Raw genomic sequence first — 23,937 nt, forward strand, 5'->3', positions numbered from 1 at the left:
CAAACCCGGGGCGTCCAGAGTGCAAATTGCAGGGTTGCCAGGGGCGATTATTGCAACCTGCATGGCGGGTTTTACAGGTGGCTTGCCTAAACGGTTGAATTGCCGATGAGCTGCACAGCGAAACTCGGGGCATGCTTTATGCTGTAGCTGTCCTTGAAGCTTGCCGGGATCTCATATGAGCGAGCCTTGACCGTTATTGGCAGTCTCACAAAGGAGAGAGTCGCCATGTTTCTTTCTGCCCTGGAACTTCGAAACATCATCGAAAGCAGTTTTCTACCCAAGCGCTGCCAGTGCACGCTGTCACCGGATCTATCGATGACCGTCAAAGTCTATGCCGATGGGCAAACCGATCACCTGGATCTATTGGTCAGCGGCATCGATGCCTCCGGGCTCAATGGTTGTCGGGAAATAAACGAGTTGATTGCCCAACTGCGGTCCAGACAGCACCACATGGAGGTCGAGCCGCACTCGATGCTGGGCAAGGCGCTTTAACCGGCGGTTTCGAGTTCCAGCGATACGCGCCGGGTCTGGAAGCACCCCAGGCCCAGCGCGAGTTCAAGCCCGACGGCCAGTAAAATGCCCCACCCGGTACGGCCAACCCCTATCAGACGTTGCAGTCAGCCCTGGTTCTCGCAGGCGTCGGAAAGTTTACGGTAGGTAATTTCTGCCGGTTTTCCCGTGTCATCGATGTACTTCATTTCGGCCTTAACCACTTTGCACTCCAGGGTGTCGGGCTCGGTCAGTGAAATCACTTTGCTGATATGCAATGGCATGCCGTAGTGATAGGGCACGGCTTGAGAGGTAGTGGCGTCATTGGCCTGAGCCAGGCCGGCAAACGCGGTGCAGGCAAGGGCGGTGGTAACCAGCAGGGTGCGAGTGTTCATCAGTGATCTCCGGTGCGAACGGAAAGTCAGTTCGATGTGTGGCTTGTCGAACTTGCCGCACTGGGCGTCAGAACATTCTGAGGGCGTGCGGTCCATAAAAGTGTTGGACCGCACGGTTAAGCGAGGGTTAACCCGGTTGAACGCCGTTTCTCGCGAATGTGCGGTCATTGTTTAGTTAAGACCATCGTGAGCAAGCTCGCTCCCACAATGCCCGAGCGTCGACACAAATGTTGTGAACGACCCGGAACCCTGTGGGAGCGAGCTTGCTCGCGATGAGGGTATCAGTGTCAGCGCATCTCCACCTGCTGCCGATAAGGCAAGTCCGGCCCGGTCTTGCTGCACGTCAACGCGGCCGCCTGCATCGCGAACTTCAGCATGCGGTCGATCTGCTCACGGCCAAGTTGCTTCACACCCTCCACAGAATCCAGCTGCTGTTCGGTCAGCCAGGTAATCAGCGCCGCCTGAAAGGTATCGCCCGCGCCCACGGTGTCGGCGATTTTTACCGAACGGGCGGGAGCCGACCACGAACCATGGGCCCGGCTGAACACAGTCGCGCCTTCGCCACCCCGGGTCAGGAATACCAGCTGACAGCGGTGCTGCAACCAGCCCTCGATCACCTGCGCCGGGTCCTGGCCGGGATACAACAGATGCAGGTCCTCGTCGCTGACCTTGATCAGGTCAGCCAGCTCTACCAGCGTCGCGATCCGATTACGCCACAGTTCGATGTCCGGCTCCGGGTTCAGGCGCACGTTCGGATCGAGGCTGATCAGGCGCTTGCCGCTTTCCCGGCGCACCAATGCCAATAGTGTGTCGGCAATCGGCTGCACCACCAGGGAAAACGAGCCGATATGCAGGCCGCGTACCTCAGGCCCGAGTGCCGGCAGGTGCTCCGGTTGCAATTGCCGATCCGCGCAGCCTTCGCCACGGAAGCTGTACTGCGGCGAGCCATTGGCGGCGACCGCGACCATCGCCAGGGTAGTTGGCGCGGCAAAATCCAGCAGGTAGTCCGTGCACACGCCTTCATCCTGCAACACTTGCAGCAAGCGCCGGCCCAGGTAGTCGGTGGATAACCCGGCCAACAGCGCCGCGTCCACGCCCAACCGGCGCAATCCCACTGCCACGTTGAACGGCGAGCCACCGGCAATGGCTTTGAAATTCACTTTGGACGCCACACCGCTGGCGTCGTTTTCACTGAAAAAATCGAACAGCGCTTCGCCACACACCAGGTACATAGTTGTTCACTCTTCAAATTGGGTTGCGACATGCTGTCGATAGCGTTCATAAGCCTGCTGACAGGCTTGCACATTGTCGGCGACCGGCAGGGTTTCACTGGCCGGGTCGAGTTTCACGCAGCGCTCGCACCAGTCCGCCAGGCTGTCTTCGCGTCCGTTCGCCCGGGATACGCACCAGGCCGCCTGAATCGCTGCGCCGAGGGCCGCGGCTTCGCTTTGTTCGGTGCAGATCACCGGCGTATTCATGGTGTCGGCGATGATTTGCCGCCAGACCGCACTTTTCGAGCCGCCGCCGATCAGGCAAATGCTGCGGCTTTTTAAGCCATTGTGGCGTAGCAGGTCCAGTCCGTAGCGCAATCCAAACGTCGTGCCTTCGACCACCGCGCGGCACAAGTTGGCTCGGGTCAGGTTGGTCATGGTCAAGCCCGCCAGGCTGGCGCTGGCATGGGGCAGGGCGGGCACCCGCTCGCCGTTGAAGAACGGCAGCATGCTCACACCTTCGGCACCGATCGGCGCTGTGGCAACGAGCGCGTTGAACTGATCGATGTCGAGGTCCAGCAGGTCACGAATCAGTCCGGTGGCATTGGTCAGGTTCATGGTGCAGATCAAAGGCAGCCAGCCACCGCTTGAGGAACAGAACGTGGCAACCGCAGCATCCGCGGCGACGATCGGCTGATCGGCATAGGCGTACACCGTGCCGGACGAGCCGAGGCTCATGGTGATTGCACCGGGCTGGATGTTGCCGGTACCGATGGCGCCCATCATGTTGTCGCCGCCGCCACTGGACACCAGTGCCCGCGGGTTGATGCCCAGGTGCTCGGCAATGCCCGGCAGAATCGTGCCGACTGTCTGGTGGGCATCGATCAGTTCCGGCAGGGCGGCTTGCAGGCGTCCGCTCGGGTCGATGTCACGCAACAATTGCATATCCCACTGGCGCGTACGCACATTGAAATACCCGGTGCCCGAGGCATCACCGTATTCGCTGCAACTGCGGCCGGTGAGCCAATGGTTGAGGTAGTCGTGAGGCAGCAAAATGCGGGCGATGCGGGAAAATACCTCGGGGTGCTGCTCTTTGGTCCATAACAGTTTGGACAGGGTGTAGCCCGGCGCGATGACTATGCCGAGGCGCTCCAGCGATGCCTTTTCGCCACCCAGATGGGCCAGCAGGCGGTCATTCTCCAGGGTGGTTTCAGTGTCGCACCAGAGTTTGGCCGGACGCAGCACTTTGCCCTGATCGTCGAGCAGCACCAAGCCATGTTGCTGGCCAGACACACCAATGCCGAGGATCGACCGGCCATCGACTTTGGCCGCGAGCAAGGCGCGGCGAGTGGCGCCGGCGAAGGCTTCCAGCCACTGTCGGGTGTCCTGTTCGCGGCGGCCATTGGCCGCGCTGATCAGGCTGTGGCTGGCAGCGCCCTGGCCGAGTACTTCACCACTGACTGCGTCGAGGATGATGGCTTTAGTGCCCTGGGTGCCGCAGTCGATGCCGAGGAAGAGTTGTCGGGTTGTCATGCAGGATCCCTGGATCGTCAGATCGATATCAGTACACATTCAGTATCTGTGTTGCCTGTCAGTTCGCTTTCGCGGGCAAGCCCGCTCCCACAGGGTTTGTTGTTGAACACAAAACTTGCGTCCGCTGAAGACTCCTGTGGGAGCGGGCTTGCCCGCGATGACGGCCGCAGTATCACTTCAGGACTCAGGCCAATACCCGCTCCAACGTCCGCGATACACCCACCTCGCGCAAACTGTTGCAGCACCACTCGAACGCCGCGACAAACGCCGGCGAGCGCGCAATGGCCGTACCAAAAATCTCCTCGATCGCCAGCAAACGCTGGGTAATCAGCACGTCATCGGCCACCAGCGCCTGGCAGAATGCCGCCCGCGGGTCTGGAATCGAGTAGGTCTGGCCATGCTCATCCACGCCCTTGAGGTACAGTGCCCATGCCGCCACCACCAACGCCGCGCGCCGGGTCTCGCGGCCATCGGCGATCAGGCGGTTGATGGTGGGGACGGTGAATTTCGGAAACTTTGACGAACCGTCCGAGCAAACGCGCTCCAGTTGATCGGCAATCGCCTGATTGGAGAATCGCGCCACCAGGGTGTTTTTGTACTCGGTCAGGTCAATTCCCGGCACTGCCGACAATTGCGGCGTCACGTCCAGGTCCATGTAGGCGCGCATGTAACGCACGAACAGCGGGTCGTTCATGGTTTCGTGGACAAAACGGTAACCCTTCAGGAACCCCAGGTACGTCAGCGCCAGATGACTGCCGTTGAGCAGCTTGATCTTCATTTCTTCGTAGGGCGTAACGTCGTCGGTGAACTGCACGCCAACCTTTTCCCAGGCCGGGCGACCGTTGACGAACTTGTCTTCCAGCACCCATTGCACGAAGGGTTCGCAGACCACCGGCCAGGCATCGTCCAGCCCATGCTTGTCGGCCAGTTGCAGGCGGTGTTCGGTGCTGGTCATCGGTGTGATGCGGTCGACCATGGCGTTGGGAAAACTCACGTTGCGCTCGATCCAGTCCCGCAGATCGGCATCGCGCAACGCGGCGAACGCCAGCAAGGCCTTGCGGGTGACGGCGCCGTTATGCGGCAGGTTATCGCAGGACATCAGGGTGAAGGCCGCTGTGCCGGCGGCGCGGCGCCTGGCCAGTGCGGCACAGAGGAAGCCGAACACGGTTGTCGGGGCGTCCGGGTGCGCCAGGTCATGCTGGACTGGCGGCAAGTGCGCCATGAACTCACCGGTGCTGTCGTCGATGCAGTAACCGCCTTCGGTGATGGTCAGCGAGACGATGCGGATCTCGGGGCTGGCCAGCTTGTCGATCAACGCCTGGGCGTCGTCTTCAGCCAGCAGCATGTCGCGGACGGCCCCGATCACCCGGACTTCGGTGTCGTCGCCATCGCCGAGTTCGAACAGGGTGAACAGGTAGTCCTGATCCTTCAGATCGTCACGGGCGTGGCGGTCCTCGACGCGCAAGCCGACGCCACAAATGGCCCAGTCCAGACCTTCTCCGGTGTTCATCAGCGCATCGGTGTAGAACGCCTGGTGGGCGCGATGGAAACCGCCGACGCCGATGTGCGCGATGCCCTGGCGGGTATCGCCCAATGCGTAGGCGGGCAGGACCACTTCAGATGCGAGGCGGTTGAGGTTGTGTTGGTTGAGTTTCATCGCGAGCTCTCTGAAGTCAGGCAGCAATGCGCAACGGGCGGGTCAACGCCACGCCGTCGGCATCGAACAAATGGCAGTGTTGCGCATCCAGGTGCAGGCTCAGGGTTTCACCGTAGCGGCTGGCCAGATCGCCGCGAACACGCAGGGTCAGGGGTTCACCGGACGGCGTCAGGACGTGGCAGAACGTGTCGCTGCCCAGGCGTTCGCTGACATCAGCGGTGACCTGCAAGGTGCAGTCACCGGGTTTGGCCAGTTCCAGATGCTCCGGGCGAATGCCCAGTGTCACCGCACCCCCGACGCTTAGATGCCTACCGCTCAAGGGCAGGTTGATGCGGGTCCCTGCGTCCAGTTGCACTTCGCAACCCAGGCTGTCGGTGCGTGTGATCTTGCCTTTGAGAAAGCCCATTTTCGGCGTGCCCAGAAACCCCGCGACAAACAGGTTGGCCGGCTGGTGATACAGCTCCAGTGGCGAGCCGACCTGTTCAACCCTGCCGCCATTCAACACGACGACCTTGTCCGCCAGGGTCATGGCCTCGACCTGGTCGTGGGTCACGTAAATCATGGTCGCCTGCAATTCCTTGTGCAGCCGCGCCAGCTCCAGGCGCATCTGCACGCGCAGGGCGGCATCGAGGTTGGACAGCGGTTCGTCAAACAGGAAGATTTTCGGATTGCGCACGATGGCCCGGCCAATCGCCACACGCTGGCGCTGGCCGCCGGACAGTTGCTTGGGTTTGCGCTCCAGCATCGGCCCCAGTTCAAGGATGCGCGCCGCTTCGCTGACCTTTTTCTCCACTTCGGCTTTCGCCACACCGGCCAGGTCGAGGGCGAACGACATGTTCTTGCGCACGCTCATGTGCGGGTACAGGGCGTAGGTCTGGAACACCATTGCCAGATCGCGCTTGGCCGGGCTCACTTCAGTGATGTCGCGGCCATCGAGTTCGATGGTGCCGCCGCTGACTTCCTCCAGCCCCGCGATCAAACGCAGCAGGGTGGATTTGCCGCAGCCCGACGGGCCGACGAAAACCACGAATTCCTTGTCATTCACTTCCAGGTCGATGCCCTTGATGATGGAAAAGCCTTCGAAGCCTTTTTGCAGATTCTTGATTCTCAGGTTGGCCATGGTGATGGGCCTCCATTTAAATTTTCAGGTTTAACCCGTCTTTCTGTAGGAGCCGGCTTGCCGGCGAAGGGGACCTGGAACTTTGCATCGATCTTTCGGCCATCTTCGCTGGCAAGCCAGCTCCTGCAAGGGATCGCGTCGGGGCAGCGATCCGGGGCGATTCATTTCACGGCGCCGAACGACAGGCCGCGCACCAGTTGTTTCTGGCTGATCCAGCCGAAGATCAGGATCGGCGCACAGGCCAGGGTCGAGACCGCCGACAACTTGGCCCAGAACAGCCCTTCGGGGCTCGAATACGAGGCGATCAACGCGGTCAGTGGCGCGGCTTTCGACGAGGTCAGGTTCAGCGACCAGAACGCCTCGTTCCAGCACAGGATCAGCGACAGAAGCACCGTGGACGCCAGGCCGCCCTTGGCGATTGGCAGCAGCACCCGGAGCATCTCCTGCGCCAGCGTCGCGCCGTCCAGCCGGGCGGCTTCGAGGATGTCCCTGGGAATGTCCTTGAAGTAGGTGTAAATCATCCAGACCACGATCGGCAGGTTGATCAGCGTGTAGATGACGATCAGGGCAATGCGCGTGTCGAGCAGGCCGAAACTCTTGGCCAGCAGATAGATCGGCATCAGCACGCCCACCGGCGGCAACATTTTGGTCGAGAGCATCCACAGCAGCGTGCCTCGGGTGCGTCGGGTTTCGTAGAACGCCATGGAGTAGGCCGCGGGTACCGCGATCAGCAAGCACAGGGCCGTGGCGCTGAAGGAAATCACCACCGAATTCCAGGCGAAACTGAAGTAGTCGCTGCGCTCGTTGATGTGCAGGTAGTTCTCCAGCGTCGGCATGAAGATGAACTGCGGCGGCGTGGCGAAGGTATCGATTTCGGTCTTGAAACTGGTCAGTACCATCCAGAAGATCGGGAAGAAAATCAGGATCGCGATGGCCCAGGCCAGCGTACCGAGCAGCAGGCTTTGCAAACGACGGGATTGTTGAAGAGTCATGGCAGGCCTCAGGCTTTGTCGGTCAGGTTTTTGCCGATCATCCGCACCAGGATGATCGCGGCGATGTTGGCGATGACCACGGCGATCAAGCCGCCCGCCGAGGCCATGCCAACGTCGAACTGCACCAGCGCCTGGTTGTAGATCAGGTAGGCGAGGTTGGTCGAGGCGTAGCCGGGGCCGCCGTTGGTGGTGGTGAAGATTTCGGCGAACACCGAGAGCAGGAAGATGGTTTCGATCATCACCACCACCGCAATCGGCCGCGCCAGATGTGGCAAGGTCAGGTGCCAGAAGATCGCGATGGGCCCGGCACCGTCCAGGCGCGCGGCTTCTTTCTGTTCCTGGTCGAGGGACTGCATGGCGGTCATCAGGATCAGGATCGCGAAGGGCAGCCATTGCCACGAGACAATGATGATGATCGACAACAGCGGGTAGTGCGCCAGCCAGTCCACCGGTTGTACGCCGAACAGCTTCCAGACGTAGGCGAGAATCCCCGACACCGGATGGAATATCAGGTTTTTCCAGATCAGCGCACCGACGGTGGGCATGATGAAGAAAGGTGAGATCAGCATCACCCGCACGACACCGCGCCCGAAAAACTCACTGGCCTCCAGCAAGGCACTGATCAGCACGCCGAACACCACACTGATCAGCAGCACGCTGCCCACCAGCAACAGCGTGTTGGTGGCGCCGGGCAGGAAGCCCGAATCAGTGAGGAAGTAGGTGAAGTTTTCAAGCCCGACGAATTCGTTTTCACCGGGATTGAGCAGGTTGTAGCGGATCATCGAAAAGTAAAGGGTCATGCCCAGGGGTACGACCATCCACAACAGCAGCAATGCCACCGAAGGGCTGACCAGAAACCAGCCGGGGTTGGCCAACCGGCTTTTGCGCAGCGGTTGAGGGATTTCCATGTGAGCTTTGGCAGTTGAAATATTCATGGTGATCAGAACCGATTGGGAACGAGAGCAGGCTTGGCGCAAGACCTGTAGGAGCTGGCTTGCCAGCGATGGATGCGACGCCGATCTACGGACGGACCGCGTTATCGTTCATCGCTGGCAAGCCAGCTCCTACATAACCCGCGCGCTTCATTTCACGTTCAGTGGTTTGCTGGGCCGCTACCAAGGCCTGGTCGACCGTGGTCTGGCCGATCAGCGCCGCCGAGAAGGATTTGCCAACCTGCGTACCAACGCCCTGGAACTCGGGAATGGTCACCAGTTGAATACCGATGTAAGGCACCGGCCTGGCCCCCGGCTTGCTCGGGTCGGCGGCTTTGAGCGACTCCAGCGTGACCTTGGCGAATGGCGCTGCGTTCATGTACGCCTCGCTGTAGGTGGAGGCCCGGGTGCCCGGCGGCACGTTGGCGATGCCGTCCTTTTCCGCGACCAGCGCGCTGTACTCCCTGGAAGTGGCCCAGGCGCTGAAGGTTTTCGCCGCGTCCTTGGCCTTGGAGCTGGTCGGAATGGCCAGCGCCCAGGCGTACAACCAGGCCGAGCCCTTGTCAGTGACCTGATGCGGCGCATAGGTGAAACCGACGTGATCGGCGACCTTGCTCTGGGTCTTGTCGGTGACGAACGAGCCGGCGACGCTGGCATCGACCCAGATCGCGCATTTGCCGCTGTTGAACAACGCCAGGTTTTCATTGAAACCGTTGCTCGAGGCGCCCGGCGGACCGGATTTTTTCATGGTGTCGACGTAGAAGTTCAGCGCATTTTTCCACTCGGCTCCGGTGAATTCCGGTTGCCACTGTTCATCGAACCAGCGCGCGCCATAGGCGTTGGCAACAGTGGTGACCAACGCCATGTTCTCGCCCCAGCCAGCCTTGCCGCGCAGGCAGATGCCGTACTGTTCCTTATCTTTGTTGGTGAGTTTGCTGGCGAATTCGCTGATCTGTTCCCAGGTCGGGCGCTCGGGCATGCTCAGGCCGGCGTCCTTGAACAGGTCGGTACGGTAATAGGTGATCGAGCTCTCGGCATAGAACGGCAGGGCATACAGCGAACCCTTCACCGACAGGCCTTCGCGTACCGACGGGAACACGTCGTCGAGGGCATAACTTGCCGGCAAGTCCTTCATCGGCTCCAGCCAGCCCTTGGCGCCCCAGAGTGCGGCTTCGTACATGCCAATGGTCAGCACGTCGAACTGTCCGCCCTGGGTGGCGATGTCGGTGGTCAGGCGCTGGCGCAGAACGTTTTCTTCGAGGACCACCCAATTGAGCTTGATGTCCGGGTGCTCGGCCTCGAAGGTTTTCGAGAGCTTCTGCATGCGGATCATGTCGCTGTTGTTGACGGTGGCGATGGTCAGGGTCTGGGCGCCAAGGCTGACGCTGCTGAGGGTCATGCAGGTGAGGGCAAGCAGGGCTTTTACCGAAGGTTGCATCGTGCACTCCTTTTCTGCACCCGGTGGGGTGCAGAAGGACAGTTATTGTTTTTGTGTCTTCCGAAGGCAGGAAGAATGTGCGCTGATTACATCCTTCAATGGAGGGCGAAACAAATCATCCATCGCACTTGCTTCGATACTTTTTTGCACTGGACTTTAGGGCGCTAGACGCAGGGAAGGGCTTTTCAGCGAGGAAACGATATCGAATACGTACAGGTTTCAGGGCAAGAAAACAGGCCGCAACCTGTGGGAGCCTGCTCGCGATGGCGTCAGGTCAGTCGATGTTGGTGGCGCATGTCAGACCGCATCGCGAGCAGGCTCGCTCCTACAGGGATTTGAGGTGTTAACCCAGATTCTGCTCGGTCAACCGCTGCACCACCAACCGTCGGTAATGCGTAGGCGTCATGCCCTTGAGCTGCTGGAAGCGCCGGTTGAAATTGGAAATATTGTTGAAGCCCGATTCGAAGCACACGTCAGTGACCGGTTTGTCACCGTCGGCCAGCAACTCGCAGGACTTGCTGATGCGCAGGCGATTGACGAACTCGATGAAGTTGCGCCCGGTGGCCTGCTTGAATACGCGGCTGAAATACGTGGGCTTCATGCCCAGGTGCTCGGCAACCTCTTCCAGCGGCAGTTCCCGGGCGTAATGGGCGAAGATGTAATCCACCGCGCGGTTGGTGCGATCGATGTTGTGCTCATCGGCCAGTTGCGGGGTCGTGGCGCCAGAGAGCAATTGGTAGTCGTCGGTGGCCGCGAGCAACTCCAGCAGAATGAAAAAGTGTCCGAGCCGGGTGATGCCGCTGGTATCGGCGATGCGCTGCATCAGGTCGGTCGCTTTGCCGATGGTGTGCTTGCAGCGAAACTCGATGCCGTACTGCGCCCGTTCCAGCAACGGCGCCAGGGTCTTGAGTTCGGCGAATACCTGGTAGCCGCTGTCGAACAACTCGTCGGTGAAATTGACCAGCATGTCACGCTTGGGCACTACTTCGTCCTCTGCCACCTGGCTGATCCAGTTGTGGGGCAGGTTGGGACCGGTCAGGAACAGGGTATGCGGGTAGAAGTTGCCGATGTAGTCACCGATGAACACCTTGCCGGAACTGGCGACGATCAGGTGCAGTTCGTATTCCTTGTGGAAATGCCAGCGCACCAGCGGGCAGGGGAAGCCGTGTTGGCGATAGATGATGGACAACCCGTTGTGGTCGTCCATCAATTCATAGGAAGGGTCGGTCACTCTGGCGGTACGGGTCATGGCTGCGCACTTTTCTGTTTTCGCGCCTCGATCATGCCCCGTGCAGTGCTCCATTGGCCAGTTGAAAGGCGAATGAATCGTTCTGGCAAGTATCGCACACCGGTTAATTGAGGCGGTTCTTTGCCTCGATCCATTGCGCCATGTACTGGGTACTTTTGTGTTGATGATGGCGCAACATGCTGCCGGTGAAGTTATCGCGCCTGATATGTGGCAGATTCCTTTGGCATTCGACCAGCCTGTCGATCAATGCAGGGCCATGGGTGGACTGCGGGTAGCGGCTGGCCAACAAATGCCGGGCCTGCACCTGGGCAGCAAACCATTGAGGCTTGTCTTGATAAAGCCGCACGGCGTTGTCGGCGAACTCGCGCGCCGTACGGGTTACGGCACCGGGCCAGGGCTCTTCACCGTGCATGGCTTCCGCGCCGACCGGCGTGGTGACATTGGGCGTGCCGCAGAGCATCGCATCGACGATCTTGCCTTTGATTCCCGCACCGAAGCGCAGCGGTGCCAGGCACACCCGCGTCTTCGACATCACGTGCAAGGCATCTTCCGCCCAGTTCATCACATGAAAGCCCTGGGCCGCGTTGTGCAGGGCGGTGGCCTTGGGCGGGGTGTACGCGCCGTAGATGTGTAGCTGCGCATCAGGCAGTTGCGCACGAATCAGCGGCCAGATCGCGGTTTTCAACCAGAGCACCGCATCCCAGTTGGGCGCATGGCGAAAATTGCCGATGTGCAGAAAATGCGCGCGATCTTCGTACTCTACTGGCGCGCTGGTCGGCAGATCGACCATCAATGGGCACCAGTGCAACAGGTTACGCGGGATCCTGAACTGCTCGACCAGCAATTCGATTTCCACCTCGGAAACCATCAGCGTCAAATCACAACGATAAAACGAGGCAATTTCGCGTTTCGCCAGATCGGTATTGGCCATGTGTTCAAATTCTTCACGCGACGCCGGGGCGAACAGGTCGCTGAAGTCATTGTTGTCCTCACTGGCCTTCAAGCGCTCCTTGAGGCGTTGATGCCGACCCTGCCTGAGGCTTTGCAAGTCGCAACTTTCGAGCACGCGCAAGGCATCGGGACAATGTTTCTCGACCCGCCAGCCGAACTGCTCTTCCATCATGAATTGATCGAACAACACGATGTCCGGTGCCAGTTCGCTGATGAAGGCGTCGAAACTGCTGTTGTTCAGCTCGATAGGTACTTCGCGTATGCCCAACGCCGTCAGGTCCGCGCGTTGCTCGCCATAGCTGGCCGGACTGCTGAACGTGATGTCCCAGCCTTGTTGCAGGAAAACCTCGAGTATTTGCATGACATGCCCGCTGGCCGCGGAAGAGCGGGGCTCGGGCCAGACGTAACCAATGACCAGGACTTTGGTTGCGCGGGGCTGATTCATGTACGGGAATTCCTTGAAGCGGAGACAGGGCAGGTATAAAAAACGCGCATTAAACCACAGCCGGGCGCGGGGTCACCCCAGGAGGCTTGTGACCTTGTCCCGCAACTGATCGATGGAGAACGGTTTGCCGATCACGTGCATGCCTTGAGGCACTTCGATGCTTTCGGCATACCCGCTGGCAAACAGGATCGGCAAGGCTGGATGCAAGGCACGTGCTGTTTTGGCCAGTTCGCGACCGTCCATGTTCGGCAGGCCCACATCGGTCATCATCAGATCAATGTGCTGGTTCGAGTCCCTGAGCATCTCCAGCGCCTGTTCGCTGCCATCGGCTTCCAGCACCTTGAATTGCAGTTCTTCCAGTACGTCGACGATCAGCATGCGCACAATGGCATCGTCTTCGACGACGAGGATAATGGGCGCGTTGGCGGAGGACATAATGGCTTTCCTGAAAAATGATGGGTTTTCGGGGGAGTGAAATCACCGGCCTCTTGCATGAGTAAGTGGCGGATCCCGACAAGTTCCCGGCATCGTGAAAAAGAATGGCGGTGCAGGTCACGCAAGGATAACCCGTGCATCTGAACGGGAGCAGTGGAATGTAGGACCTTGCTCAAAAACATGTCAGAAAATTGGATCGATGTGCCAGATTTGGGGCAAACTCCTTGCATTCTGACAGTTCGACAAGGCCTGCCCCATGCCCTCAGCGTCCTCGGTTGATGAACAACGATTTCGTAAACTCCTGAGTCGCAACATCAGCCTGCCATTGGGGCTGGGCCTCATCAGCGCGGTGTTTTTCGTTTCGCTGATCACCTATCTGCTGTCGACGATCAAGTGGGTGGAACACACCGACCGGGTAATCAATAACGCCAATGAAGCGGTCAAGCTGACCGTGGACCTGGAAACCGGGATGCGCGGTTTCCTGCTCAGTGGCGACGAACATTTCCTCGATCCCTACGAAACCGCCAAGCCGCGAATTGCCGTGGCCCTCAACACCTTGCTCGAACTGACCGCCGATAATCCGGTGCAAGCCGACCGCCTGCTGCGGTTGCAGGCATTGCAGATGGAATGGGCCAGCTATGCGCAATCGTTGATCGATTTGCAGCGCAGCGGCGGTGACTATCGCGCCGTGGTCAAGGCCGGACGCGGCAAACGCCTGACCGATGAAATTCGCAAGCAATTCGAGGACGTGATCGACACCGAACAACAGTTGCGCACCGCTCGCAATGAAGACGTGCGGCGGAGCACGGTCTGGAGCATCAGCCTCTACCTGTTGTTCATTGCCGGCGTCAGCGGTTTGCTGGCGTATGTCGGGCGCCGCGATCTGCTCAATCTTTCGCAAAGCTACAGCATCAATCTCGCTGCCCAACAAGCCAGCGCCCACCGCCTGGAGCAGCAGGCCTGGCTGCGCAACGGCCAGACCGAGCTCGCGGAGCAGGTGCTGGGGCAATTGAGCCTGAACCTGCTGGGACGCAACATCCTGCAATTTTGCGCGCAGTACCTGGGCACCGCCGTGGGGGCGATTTATGTCCGGGAAGATCATGGAGGCCTCAAACGCATTGCCTCCTATGGCTTCTCCCGTGAACAGGAAGCCCTTGGACAACAGATTTGCAGCGACGAAGGCATTGTCGGCCAGGTGGCGCAACAGGCGCGGCTGATTCGCCTCGACGAGGTGCCGGGCGATTATTTCAAGGTCAGCTCCGGCCTCGGCGAAGGTTTGCCGCGCAGCGTGCTGGTGGTGCCGACCAGTGACGACGACCGGGTCAATGGCGTGATCGAGCTGGGCTTTCTGCGCCCGCTGAGTGACCGCGACACCGAACTGCTGGAGCTGATATCCAGCAACATAGGCACCTCCATCGAGGCGGCGCGCTATCGTCAGCGTCTGCAGGACGTGCTGGCCGAAACCCAACAGCTCAACGAAGAACTGCAAGTGCAGCAAGAAGAGCTCAAGACCGCCAACGAAGAACTCGAAGAGCAGTCGCAGATTCTCAAGGAGTCGCAAGCGCACCTGGAAACCCAGCAGGTGGAGCTTGAGCAAACCAATGAACAACTCGCCGAGCAGGCGCAGGTGCTGGCCGATCAGCGTGATGCCATGGACTTGAAGAACACCGAGCTCAACCAGGCGCAGATTCAGCTTGAGGAGCGTGCGGTCGAGTTGCAGCGCTCAAGCAAGTACAAGTCCGAATTCCTCGCCAACATGTCCCACGAGCTGCGCACTCCGCTGAACAGCTCATTGATCCTGGCCAGGCTGTTGGCGGAAAACCCGGAGCAAAACCTCAGCGCCGAGCAGGTCAAGTTCGCCGAGTCGATCTACTCCGCCGGCAATGACTTGCTCCACCTGATCAACGACATTCTGGATATTTCCAAAGTCGAGGCCGGGAAACTGGAAATCCGTCCAGAGAACACCAGCGTGGCGCGCCTGGTGGATGGCCTGCATGGCCTGTTCCAGCCACTGGCCATGGACAAGCAGCTGGATTTCCAGGTGGATATGCAGGAGGGGGCGCCGCAGATGCTGTTCACCGACCACCAGCGTCTGGAGCAAGTCCTCAAGAACCTGCTGTCCAACGCGCTGAAATTCACGGAAAGCGGCAGCGTCAGCCTGTCCGTCGCCCCTGTGTTGAACGACGGCATCGCGTTCAGCGTCCTTGATTCCGGGATTGGCATTGCGCCAGACCAGCACGAAAGCATCTTCGAAGCGTTCCGTCAGGCCGATGGCACCACCAATCGGCGTTATGGCGGCACCGGGCTGGGTTTGTCGATCTCCCGTGATCTGGCGGCCTTGCTCGGCGGCTCCATCAGTGTGACCAGCACGCCGGGGCAGGGCAGTGTGTTTACCCTGGTCTTGCCGCAGCAATACGTAGAACCTGGTGAAGTGCCTGTTGAACCGATGCGAGCCGCTCCTGCGGCGACTGCGCCGAGTGTATTGCCGCCCACTTTGTCGCCACTGATAGCCGACGTCGACATTCCGCGTTTCGACGACGATCGCAACAACGGTCCGTTCAGCAGCCGCTGCATTCTGGTGGTGGAAGATGAAGCGAACTTTGCGCACATCCTCTACGACCTTGCCCATGAACTGGGTTATCAGTGCCTGGTGGCCCATGGCGCCGACGAAGGCTACGACCTGGCCAGGACATTCATCCCCGATGCGATCCTGCTGGACATGCGCCTGCCGGATCATTCCGGCCTGACCGTGCTGCAACGCCTGAAGGAGCACGCCGAAACCCGGCATATCCCGGTGCATGTGATTTCGGTCGAAGACCGCATCGAAGCGGCGATGCACATGGGCGCCATTGGCTATGCGGTCAAACCGACCACCCGCGAAGAACTCAAGGATGTGTTTGCCCGGCTTGAGGCCAAGCTGACCCAGAAGGTCAAGCGCGTGCTGCTGGTCGAGGACGACGCCTTGCAGCGCGACAGCATTGCCCGCCTGATCGGCGACGATGACATCGAGATCACCGCCGTTGGCCTGGCACAGGAGGCATTGGACCTGCTGCGCACGTCGGTCTTCGATTGCATGATCATCGATCTGAAACTGCCGGACATGCTCGGCAATGACTTGCTCAAGCGCATGTCCACCGAAGACATCTGCTCCTTTCCGCCCGTCATCGTCTATACCGGGCGCAACCTGACCCGCAATGAAGAGGCCGAGCTGCGCAAGTATTCGCGTTCGATCATCATCAAGGGGGCACGCTCTCCGGAGCGGCTGCTGGACGAGGTGACGCTTTTTCTGCACAAAATCGAATCTCGGTTGTCCCATGAGCGGCAGAAGATGCTCAAGGTCGCCCGCAGCCGCGACAAGGTCTTCGAAGGCCGCAAGGTGCTGCTGGTGGATGACGATGTGCGCAACATTTTCGCCCTCACCAGCGCGCTGGAGCAAAAGGGCGCAGTCGTGGTCATTGGCCGAAACGGCCTTGAGGCGATTGAACGATTGAATGAAGTGGAGGACATCGATCTGGTGTTGATGGACGTGATGATGCCGCAGATGGATGGTTTTGAAGCCACCGTTGAAATCCGCAAGGACCCGCGCTGGCGCAAGTTGCCGATCATCGCGGTGACCGCCAAGGCCATGAAGGACGACCAGGAGCACTGCCTGCAGGCCGGCGCCAACGATTACCTGGCCAAGCCCATCGACCTGGATCGCCTGTTTTCGCTTATTCGTGTGTGGTTGCCGAAGATGGAACGTATCTAGTGGAGCGAGACAGCGAAATCGAATTGCGCTTGTTGATCGAGGCGATCTACCTCAAGTACAGCTACGATTTTCGTGATTATTCCGGCGCTTCGATCAAGCGTCGGATCAACCATGCGTTGAGTCAGTTCGAGTGCAATAGCATCTCGGCGCTGCAGGAAAAGGTCCTGCACGATCCGACGGCCTTCATGCAATTGCTGCAATTGCTGACCATTCCGGTCAGCGAGATGTTTCGCGACCCTTCGCACTTCCTGGCCATCCGCAAGGAAGTGGTACCGCTGCTGCGAACCTACCCCTCGATCAAGATCTGGATCGCCGGATGCAGCACCGGTGAAGAGGCGTATTCGATGGCCATTCTGTTGCGCGAAGAGGGCCTGCTCGAGCGCACGAATATCTACGCCACCGACATCAATCCGCGCTCCCTGGAAAAAGCCAGGCAAGGGATTTTCTCGATGGAGAATGTCCGCGCCTACACTGCTAATTATCAGCAGGCCGGTGGCCAGTGTTCGTTTGCCGACTACTATACGGCGGCCTATGGGTACGCGATTTTCGACAAGACACTGCGCGAGAACGTGACCTTCGCCGATCACAGCCTGGCGACGGACAGCGTGTTTTCAGAAACTCAATTAATCTCATGTCGTAACGTACTGATTTACTTTAACAAAAAACTTCAAAATCGGGCATTCGGACTGTTTCATGAATCCCTCTGCCATCGTGGTTTTCTGGTGTTGGGCAGTAAGGAAACTCCGAATTTTTCAGCCTTCGGCAGTCAGTTCGAGCCGCTGGTCAAACAAGAACGGATCTACCGAAAATCATGAGCAGTGCAACGAACCTTACAGTTATCGAAGCGATCGTGATCGGTGCCTCGTACGCGGCATCGGCCACCTGCTTGTCGAGCTGGAACCAATCGCATGCTGAGTAATATCCCGGCCAAACTGCTGATCGTCGACGATCTGCCGGAGAATCTGCTGGCGCTCGAAGCGCTGATCAAGGGTGAGGACCGGGTCGTGTACAAGGCGTTGTCCGCCGACGAAGCCTTGTCACTGCTGTTGCAACACGAATTCGCCATGGCCATCCTCGATGTGCAGATGCCTGGCATGAATGGCTTCGAGCTGGCCGAGCTGATGCGTGGCACGGAAAAAACCAGGAGCATCCCGATCGTTTTCGTCAGCGCCGCCGGGCGTGAACGGAATTACGCGTTCAAGGGTTATGAAAGCGGTGCCGTGGACTTCCTGCACAAACCGCTGGACATCCACGCGGTCAAGAGCAAGGTCAATGTGTTCGTCGACCTGTATCGCCAGAGCAAGGCGATGAAGGAACAAGTGCTGGCCCTGGAGCAGAGCCGCCGTGAGCAGGAGGCATTGCTCGAGCAACTGCAAAACACCCGGCTGGAACTGGAACAGGCGGTGCGCATGCGCGATGACTTCATGTCCATCGTCGCCCATGAAGTGCGCACGCCGCTCAACGGCCTGATCCTTGAAACCCAGCTGCGCAAGATGCACCTGGCCCGGGACAACGCCGCTGCCTTTACCCTGGACAAGATGCACGCGATGGTCGACCGCGACGAGCGGCAGATCAAAAGCCTCATTCGCTTGATCGAAGACATGCTCGATGTTTCGCGCATTCGTACCGGAAAGTTGTCGATCCGGCCGACACGGTTCGACCTTTCGACGTTGGTTCGCCACCTGTTGCATAGCTTTTCCCAGCAAATCGACGCCGCCGAGGCGTCGGTCACACTGGCTGCCGAGCAGCCGGTGATCGGAAACTGGGATGAATTTCGTATTGAACAGGTCATTTCCAACCTGTTGACCAACGCCTTGCGCTATGGGGCCAAGAGCCCGGTCTCGGTGAAGGTCTACAGTGAAGGGAGCACGGCGCTGGTGGAGGTGCAGGACCAGGGGATCGGCATCAGCGAGGAAAACCAGCAGCGGATTTTCCAGCCGTTCGAACGGGTATCGGCCAGGCACGCCGTCGCCGGGCTGGGCCTGGGATTGTTTATTTCAGAACAGATTGTTACCGCCCATGGCGGTACTATTACGGTCCAGAGCAGGATTGGCGAAGGCGCCTTGTTTCGCGTTTGTCTGCCGCTGCAGGAAAACAGCCAGCTAAACGCAACCTCTGATCGACCCCACGGTCGTATCAGCAGCAAATGACCGAACAAAGGCTTCCCATGAGCGAAGATGCACAAGATGTAGTACTCGTCGTCGAGGACGACCCCTCGATTTTGATGGTGCTGTCCGCTTATCTGTCGGGTGAGGGTTACCGCGTATTGCAGGCCGAAAACGGCGAACAGGCTTTTGAGATCCTGGCGAGCAAACCGCACCTGGACATGATGATCACCGACTTCCGCCTGCCCGGTGGCATCTCCGGCGTGCAGATCGCCGAGCCCGCCGTGAAGCTGCGACCGGAACTCAAGGTGATCTTCATCAGCGGCTATGCCCAGGAAATCCGCGAGACCGACAGCCCGATCACGCGCAAGGCGCCGATCCTGGACAAACCGTTCGATCTGGATAAGTTGCAGGAACTGATGCAGGACATGCTTTCGTAAGCATTGTGATCATCTGCAGGCCCGGATCGAGGAGCCCGCCACGCAGCGCCCCAACGGGCTGCCTGTTCACTTGACCCTTGGCCGGGACGACGGTTCAACGAAATTCCGGTCGGGGTCAAAGCCCTTGTTGCAACGCCGGATCATCGGGGTTCATCTGTTCGAGTTGGGCCAACAGGATCTGCACGTTTTGCAGCTGCCCGCTTTCCTTCCAGTAATTGATCAGCAGCACCCGGGCCTTGCGATCGTTCGGATGGCGCTGAACGATTTCCTGCAACTGTTTCTGTGCTGCTTCCAGTTCCTGCTCAACATGCAACGTCGTGGCCAGGTCGTAGCGGTAATCCCGGTTGTTCGGCTCAAGTTCAACGGCTTTGGACAGGCCGAGGAGGGCGAATTCGCTTTGGTAGTGATGCAGCAACCAGAGCCCCAGGGCATGTTGCAGGTAGGCCGAATCAGGTTGCGCCTGGAGTTGCCTGGCCAACAGTTGCCGGGCAGCGTCGTTCTGGCCCTGTTTATCCAGCACTTCGATTTGCAGCACCAGCGCCGGCAGGTTGTCCGGCGCCAGGCGCAGGGTGTTGTCCAGCGCCTGCTGCGCTTCCTTGAGTTCGGCGTTGTGCAGGTGCAGGCGGGCCAGTTGGTATTGGTTTTCGGCGCTTTGCGGCTCGCTCTTGAGCACTTGCTCCCAGGCATCGATGGCTTGCTCCAGCGGCCCGAAATACAAACCGAGATCATCCGGGGACAAACCCAGCAGCGCGTTGATGGCGGCCAGCCGGACGCTTTGTTCGCTGTCATCGAGCAATGGCCCCAGCAATAAACTGCGCTGGCCGCTCGGTACCAGGCCGCTGATGCTCTTGATCGCGGCGATACGCACCTCGGGCGACTCGTTCTGCAAGTCGGCATCCGCCAGTTTCAGGGCCACAGAGCTTGGATAATTGGGCAACTCGGCATGCAACCAGACACGGCGCTTGGGGGACAGGTCCGGACGACCCAACTGCTGATAGAGCACCCGCGCAGCACCCGGTTGACCGGCCCGGGCAGCCGCCAGCGCTTCGCTGTAGCCATGCTGGATGGCTTCGGGAACCACCGGGGTGGTATCGCGCAGGGAAAACCACGCAAGGCCGATGACGAACAAGGCGAAGAGGCTGATAAACAGGTAGCGGCGGGACTTGGGCATGCAGGAATCCGGAAGCTGGCGAGCTTTTGCAAAGGCGCCAGCTTCGGTCAGGCCAGGCTTTGAGTCAAACCTTGACGACGTTCACTAACGATTCAAACCGTTGAAAAGCCCTTCAGCCGACAATCAATGAGCCTGAAAACTGTGCCGGCAGCAAAACCTCTCAAGGCACCGCCGCAGTGACTACGCTTGCTGGAGGTGTCTCGACGGGTGTTCCCATGCAAGCGTTGTTGCAGTACTTCAAGGCCATGCTCAACCCCGGGCCCGGGGTGTTGCTGTTTGCCCTGCGAACCGTCGCGGCCGGGTTGTTGACCCTGTACCTGGCGTTCCTGTTCGATCTGGACCAGCCCAAGTGGTCGATCATGGCCGTGGTCATCATCAGCCAGCCACTGGGCGGCATGGTGCTGGCGCGTAGTTTTGGCCAAGTCATCGGGACCACCATGGGGGCGGTCGTAGCGGTGGCAATCATGGCGATTTTTCCGCAGGCACCGATGCCGTTCATCACCACCCTGGCCCTTTGGCTGGCGCTGTGCACCGCCGGTGGCACGCTCTTGCGCTACACCAGTTCCGGGGCATTCGTGCTCAGTGGCTACACTGCCGTGGTCATCGCGTTGCTGGCGATTCCCGATCAGGACGGCACCTTTTTGCTGGCTGTGACTCGCCTCACCGAAACCTTGCTGGCGGTTGCCTGCGTGTGCGTGGTCAGCCTGCTCACCGCCAGACCGGAAGCCGTGGCCCGTGATTACTTCGCCAAAATCGATCAGATCACCCGGTTGCTGGCCACCCACGCCAGCGCCGTCATCCGCACCGAAGAGAGCGAAGCGGATTTTCACCAGCGGCAAATGCAGCTGCTGGGCCAGATCAGCGGCCTGGAGGGCGTACGCCGGCACATGTACTACGATGCGCCCCGGTTACGCAGTGCCAACGGCCTGGTGCAACTGTTGGGCAACCAATTGGTGTTGTTGACCGCGCGGCTGACCGCCCTGCGTCACCAGCGGCTGCTGTTGACCGAGCGCTGGGAGGGCGAGCTGCCTGAAGAAATTCAACGGTTGCGCGGCGAGGAACTGGCCTTTCTCGATGAGCTGGCGCGGGAGGGGCGATCGCTGTCCAGTGAACAGCGCCATCACTTCACGTCGCTGCAACAGCGCTTTGATGAGCTGGCCTACAGAGCTGAACAATTGACCGAGCCGCTGCCGGCCACCTTGCGCTCGCTGGCCTGGTCGCTGCGCTGGGAGCAGGCACGCATGCTGCAGCAACTTGAGCAGATTCTGGAGTTGAGTGATGCCATCCAGAGCGGGCGACCCGCCAGCAGCGTGTTTCGCGGGCGCGAAAATCCGCTGCATCTGGACTTCACCCTGGCGACCATGAATGCCATCCGGGCCTTTTCCGCGCTGTTGATCGCCGGCCTGATCTGGATCGAAACCGGCTGGGACGGTGCGCGAGCCGGCATGGTGCTGCTGGGTATCCTGTGCTCGCTGATGTCGACGTTTCCCCGGCCGCTGCTGGCCGTTCAAAGCTATGCGCGGGGATTCGTGCTGGCACTGGTGGCCTCGGCGCTCCTTCAGTTCGTGTTTGTTCCGATGATCAGCAATTTCGAGATGCTTGCCTTGCTGCTGGCGCCCTTGCTCTATGCCGTTTCAGTGGGGCTGGCCAGTCCACCCACTACCGGTACCGGCATGGGCTTGGGGCTCACGACTTTTCTGTTGCTCGGACCGTTGAACGTGGGGATCGGTCAAAACACCGCGACCCAGTGGTTCGAATTTGCCGGGGCTTATACCTGCGCGACCGTGCTCGCATTGAGCGTGTACGCGCTGGTCTTTCCGTTCATGCCGGATTTGCGCATGCGCCGGCTGCATAAAGAGAACTGCGAGCAGGTGTATGCCCTGCTGAAAACCTCGGCGACCGATGAACAGCAGTTTGCTTTCGAGAGCCGCATGGTCGATCGCCTGACCATGATGCTGGGGCTGCTGCCAGCGACCCAGGAGCCACAATCGCGTGAGCGGTTTCAAACCAGCCTGGGCTGCATGGCACTGGGTATTGCCTTGAATCAGCTCAGGCAGCAGGGGCAGAACAACGCACTGTTGAGTGCGGATCTGCAAAGTCGCCTGTTTTCGACCGTCCGGGACACCGGAAGGCTGGTTGCCGGCCGGCCCGGGGTCGAGGTGGCGCAGGTACTCGACAACCTGCGCACCCTGGGCGATGAACTGGATGCCCTGCACACCGATGTTCATGAACGCTTGTGGTCGGTGTTCCGGATGCGTGTGGCGCTATTGATCGTGGTGTCGTTCGTCGAGCGGTATCGCGGCTATTTTCAACCCGCTGGCCTTGAAGGAGACCCTGTCCTTGCCCATTGATCTGGAAGTGGGTGGTGCCTATCTGCCCCCGATTGCTCAGGCGCTGCTGTTGGGCCTGCCGATTTTCCTCTTGCTGGACTGGACGTTGCGGCGTCTCGGTGTGCTGCAGTTTGTCTGGCATGAGGCATTGTTCGAAGGCGCGTTGTACGTTTGTGTCTGCGCCACATTGATACTGGTGATGGGAGCCTGATGCCTTGAAGAACATCCTTTCCCGACTCACGACGGTAGCGGTGGTGCTTCTGGCCCTTATCCTGGGCTGGTTCGCCTGGGAACATTACACCCGCGCGCCCTGGACGCGGGATGCCCGGGTGCGTGCTGATGTGGTGACCTTGTCCGCCGATGTTTCCGGGCGAATCGTCAGCCTGGCTGTGCAGGACAACCAACACGTGAACAAAGGCCAGGCGCTGCTGGAGATCGATCCGGCGCGGTACACACTGGCGGTGGAGCATGCCAAACGTGCCGTTGAGGTGTCGAGAGCCTCGCTCGGCCAGGCCCAGGCGAACATTACCGCCAGCGAAGCCTTGCTCAAGCAACGTCAGAGCGAGGAGCTACGGCGGCGCACGCTCAAGGATCGTTCGGCGATTTCCGGGGAAGAGTGGGAAAAGGCCAGCACCGATGTGTCGGTGGCCCAGGCTGACTTGCTGCGTAACCAGGCCAACCTGGTGTTGGCCCAGGCCAACGTGCAACTGGCCATCGCGGCACTGACCCAGTCCGAGCTCGACTTGCAGCGTACCCATGTCGTCTCCCCGGTGACCGGCTACGTCACCAATCTGCTGACCCGGGAGGGCGACTACGCCTCGGCTGGCGGCCCGTTGCTGGCACTGGTGGACAGCGATTCGTTCTACGTCAGTGGTTACTTTGAAGAAACCAAGCTGCCGCGGATCGGGGAGGGCGACCGGGTGAAGATCGAGTTGATGAGTGGCGAAACGTTCGGCGGCAAAGTGCAGAGCATTGCCTTTGCCATTGCCGACCGGGAAAACCTGCCGGGCGGACGACTGCTGGCCAACATCAACCCCAGTTACACCTGGGTCAAACTGGCACAGCGGGTGCCGGTGCGGATCGAGATCGATGCCGACTATGCCGGTAAAAACAACCTGAGAGCAGGGACCACGGCTACCGTGACCGTACAGGAAACCCAAAAACCTGCAGATCACCGCTAACCCCTGTAGGAGCCGGCTTGCCGGCGAAGGGGACCTTGAACTCTCTATCGATCTTGAAGCTGTCTTCGCTGGCAAGCCAGCTCCTACAGGGGCTGGGTAAGTTTTGGACAAAAAA

The 23,937-nt window shown here is 59.7% G+C and carries 20 protein-coding genes; 8 read left to right on the plus strand and 12 right to left on the minus strand.

Annotated elements, in window-relative coordinates; translation table 11 throughout:
• Positions 1-225 precede the first annotated feature (225 nt).
• Entirely contained in the window at positions 226-492 is a 267-nt protein-coding gene (locus PMI31_RS26475; protein ID WP_008022677.1) for a DUF1652 domain-containing protein, read from the plus strand.
• Positions 493-617: 125 nt separating this feature from the next.
• On the opposite strand, the gene PMI31_RS26480 is transcribed toward PMI31_RS26475, so the two are convergent.
• The 11 genes from PMI31_RS26480 to PMI31_RS26530 form a co-directional block, all read right to left on the minus strand.
• A complete protein-coding gene (locus tag PMI31_RS26480; protein ID WP_008022680.1) occupies positions 618-884 on the minus strand; it encodes a DUF2790 domain-containing protein in 267 nt (88 codons plus the stop codon).
• Between the two features lie 287 nt (positions 885-1,171).
• Entirely contained in the window at positions 1,172-2,116 is a 945-nt protein-coding gene (locus tag PMI31_RS26485; protein WP_008022682.1) for a carbohydrate kinase family protein, read from the minus strand.
• Between the two features lie 6 nt (positions 2,117-2,122).
• Complete coding sequence (gene xylB, locus PMI31_RS26490) at positions 2,123-3,628, minus strand: xylulokinase (protein WP_008022683.1); 1,506 nt, start codon at positions 3,626-3,628, stop codon at positions 2,123-2,125.
• Between the two features lie 184 nt (positions 3,629-3,812).
• Complete coding sequence (locus PMI31_RS26495) at positions 3,813-5,285, minus strand: mannitol dehydrogenase family protein (protein WP_008022686.1); 1,473 nt, start codon at positions 5,283-5,285, stop codon at positions 3,813-3,815.
• 16 nt (positions 5,286-5,301) lie between these two features.
• Positions 5,302-6,405 carry an ABC transporter ATP-binding protein gene (locus tag PMI31_RS26500; RefSeq protein ID WP_008022687.1) on the minus strand — a complete coding sequence of 368 codons (1,104 nt, stop codon included), beginning with the start codon at positions 6,403-6,405 and terminating at the stop codon, positions 5,302-5,304.
• 161 nt (positions 6,406-6,566) lie between these two features.
• On the minus strand, positions 6,567-7,397 hold the full coding sequence (locus PMI31_RS26505; protein ID WP_008022689.1) for a carbohydrate ABC transporter permease: 831 nt from the start codon (positions 7,395-7,397) through the stop codon (positions 6,567-6,569).
• An 8-nt stretch (positions 7,398-7,405) separates the two neighbouring features.
• Complete coding sequence (locus PMI31_RS26510) at positions 7,406-8,305, minus strand: carbohydrate ABC transporter permease (RefSeq protein WP_008022691.1); 900 nt, start codon at positions 8,303-8,305, stop codon at positions 7,406-7,408.
• A gap of 112 nt (positions 8,306-8,417) precedes the next feature.
• Positions 8,418-9,767, minus strand: coding sequence for an ABC transporter substrate-binding protein (locus PMI31_RS26515; protein ID WP_008022693.1), 1,350 nt, complete (start codon positions 9,765-9,767; stop codon positions 8,418-8,420).
• A 343-nt stretch (positions 9,768-10,110) separates the two neighbouring features.
• Positions 10,111-11,016, minus strand: a complete 906-nt coding sequence (locus PMI31_RS26520) for an AraC family transcriptional regulator (RefSeq protein WP_008022694.1) — start codon at positions 11,014-11,016, stop codon at positions 10,111-10,113.
• A 103-nt stretch (positions 11,017-11,119) separates the two neighbouring features.
• Positions 11,120-12,412, minus strand: coding sequence for a glycosyltransferase (locus PMI31_RS26525; RefSeq protein ID WP_008022696.1), 1,293 nt, complete (start codon positions 12,410-12,412; stop codon positions 11,120-11,122).
• A 72-nt stretch (positions 12,413-12,484) separates the two neighbouring features.
• A complete protein-coding gene (locus tag PMI31_RS26530; RefSeq protein ID WP_008022697.1) occupies positions 12,485-12,847 on the minus strand; it encodes a response regulator in 363 nt (120 codons plus the stop codon).
• 256 nt (positions 12,848-13,103) lie between these two features.
• Here PMI31_RS26530 and PMI31_RS26535 point away from each other — a divergent pair, with 256 nt between their 5' ends.
• The 4 genes from PMI31_RS26535 (at position 13,104) to PMI31_RS26550 (ending at position 19,140) form a co-directional block, all read left to right on the plus strand.
• Positions 13,104-16,595: a response regulator gene (locus tag PMI31_RS26535; protein WP_008022699.1), complete on the plus strand. Its 3,492-nt coding sequence runs from the start codon at positions 13,104-13,106 to the stop codon at positions 16,593-16,595.
• A complete protein-coding gene (locus tag PMI31_RS26540) occupies positions 16,595-17,410 on the plus strand; it encodes a CheR family methyltransferase (protein WP_008022701.1) in 816 nt (271 codons plus the stop codon). Before PMI31_RS26535 ends, PMI31_RS26540 begins: the two co-directional genes overlap by 1 nt.
• A gap of 93 nt (positions 17,411-17,503) precedes the next feature.
• On the plus strand, positions 17,504-18,745 hold the full coding sequence (locus PMI31_RS26545; RefSeq protein WP_008022703.1) for a hybrid sensor histidine kinase/response regulator: 1,242 nt from the start codon (positions 17,504-17,506) through the stop codon (positions 18,743-18,745).
• Between the two features lie 17 nt (positions 18,746-18,762).
• Positions 18,763-19,140, plus strand: a complete 378-nt coding sequence (locus tag PMI31_RS26550) for a response regulator (protein WP_007970583.1) — start codon at positions 18,763-18,765, stop codon at positions 19,138-19,140.
• Positions 19,141-19,255: 115 nt separating this feature from the next.
• On the opposite strand, the gene PMI31_RS26555 is transcribed toward PMI31_RS26550, so the two are convergent.
• Complete coding sequence (locus tag PMI31_RS26555; protein WP_008022705.1) at positions 19,256-20,311, minus strand: tetratricopeptide repeat protein; 1,056 nt, start codon at positions 20,309-20,311, stop codon at positions 19,256-19,258.
• A 215-nt stretch (positions 20,312-20,526) separates the two neighbouring features.
• On the opposite strand from PMI31_RS26555, the gene PMI31_RS26560 reads away from it, so the two are divergent.
• The 3 genes from PMI31_RS26560 to PMI31_RS26570 are packed head-to-tail and all read left to right on the plus strand — an operon-like array spanning position 20,527 to position 23,822.
• On the plus strand, positions 20,527-22,662 hold the full coding sequence (locus PMI31_RS26560) for an FUSC family protein (protein WP_008022708.1): 2,136 nt from the start codon (positions 20,527-20,529) through the stop codon (positions 22,660-22,662).
• Positions 22,652-22,852, plus strand: coding sequence for a DUF1656 domain-containing protein (locus PMI31_RS26565; protein WP_008001544.1), 201 nt, complete (start codon positions 22,652-22,654; stop codon positions 22,850-22,852). The genes PMI31_RS26560 and PMI31_RS26565 overlap by 11 nt, the downstream gene beginning before the upstream one ends.
• 4 nt (positions 22,853-22,856) lie before the next feature.
• Positions 22,857-23,822 carry an HlyD family secretion protein gene (locus PMI31_RS26570; RefSeq protein WP_008022710.1) on the plus strand — a complete coding sequence of 322 codons (966 nt, stop codon included), beginning with the start codon at positions 22,857-22,859 and terminating at the stop codon, positions 23,820-23,822.
• Positions 23,823-23,937 lie beyond the last annotated feature (115 nt).

The sequence above is a fragment of the Pseudomonas sp. GM55 genome (assembly GCF_000282395.1).
In the GTDB taxonomy this organism is placed as follows: Bacteria; Pseudomonadota; Gammaproteobacteria; order Pseudomonadales; family Pseudomonadaceae; genus Aquipseudomonas; species Aquipseudomonas fluorescens_CC.

Coding starts and splice junctions, on each gene's coding strand:
- PMI31_RS26475 (WP_008022677.1), top strand. CDS start 226: ATGTTTCTTTCTGCCCTGGAACTTCGAAACATCATCGAAAGCAGTTTT.
- PMI31_RS26480 (WP_008022680.1), bottom strand. CDS start 884: ATGAACACTCGCACCCTGCTGGTTACCACCGCCCTTGCCTGCACCGCG.
- PMI31_RS26485 (WP_008022682.1), bottom strand. CDS start 2,116: ATGTACCTGGTGTGTGGCGAAGCGCTGTTCGATTTTTTCAGTGAAAAC.
- xylB (WP_008022683.1), bottom strand. CDS start 3,628: ATGACAACCCGACAACTCTTCCTCGGCATCGACTGCGGCACCCAGGGC.
- PMI31_RS26495 (WP_008022686.1), bottom strand. CDS start 5,285: ATGAAACTCAACCAACACAACCTCAACCGCCTCGCATCTGAAGTGGTC.
- PMI31_RS26500 (WP_008022687.1), bottom strand. CDS start 6,405: ATGGCCAACCTGAGAATCAAGAATCTGCAAAAAGGCTTCGAAGGCTTT.
- PMI31_RS26505 (WP_008022689.1), bottom strand. CDS start 7,397: ATGACTCTTCAACAATCCCGTCGTTTGCAAAGCCTGCTGCTCGGTACG.
- PMI31_RS26510 (WP_008022691.1), bottom strand. CDS start 8,305: ATGGAAATCCCTCAACCGCTGCGCAAAAGCCGGTTGGCCAACCCCGGC.
- PMI31_RS26515 (WP_008022693.1), bottom strand. CDS start 9,767: ATGCAACCTTCGGTAAAAGCCCTGCTTGCCCTCACCTGCATGACCCTC.
- PMI31_RS26520 (WP_008022694.1), bottom strand. CDS start 11,016: ATGACCCGTACCGCCAGAGTGACCGACCCTTCCTATGAATTGATGGAC.
- PMI31_RS26525 (WP_008022696.1), bottom strand. CDS start 12,412: ATGAATCAGCCCCGCGCAACCAAAGTCCTGGTCATTGGTTACGTCTGG.
- PMI31_RS26530 (WP_008022697.1), bottom strand. CDS start 12,847: ATGTCCTCCGCCAACGCGCCCATTATCCTCGTCGTCGAAGACGATGCC.
- PMI31_RS26535 (WP_008022699.1), top strand. CDS start 13,104: ATGCCCTCAGCGTCCTCGGTTGATGAACAACGATTTCGTAAACTCCTG.
- PMI31_RS26545 (WP_008022703.1), top strand. CDS start 17,504: ATGCTGAGTAATATCCCGGCCAAACTGCTGATCGTCGACGATCTGCCG.
- PMI31_RS26550 (WP_007970583.1), top strand. CDS start 18,763: ATGAGCGAAGATGCACAAGATGTAGTACTCGTCGTCGAGGACGACCCC.
- PMI31_RS26555 (WP_008022705.1), bottom strand. CDS start 20,311: ATGCCCAAGTCCCGCCGCTACCTGTTTATCAGCCTCTTCGCCTTGTTC.
- PMI31_RS26560 (WP_008022708.1), top strand. CDS start 20,527: ATGCAAGCGTTGTTGCAGTACTTCAAGGCCATGCTCAACCCCGGGCCC.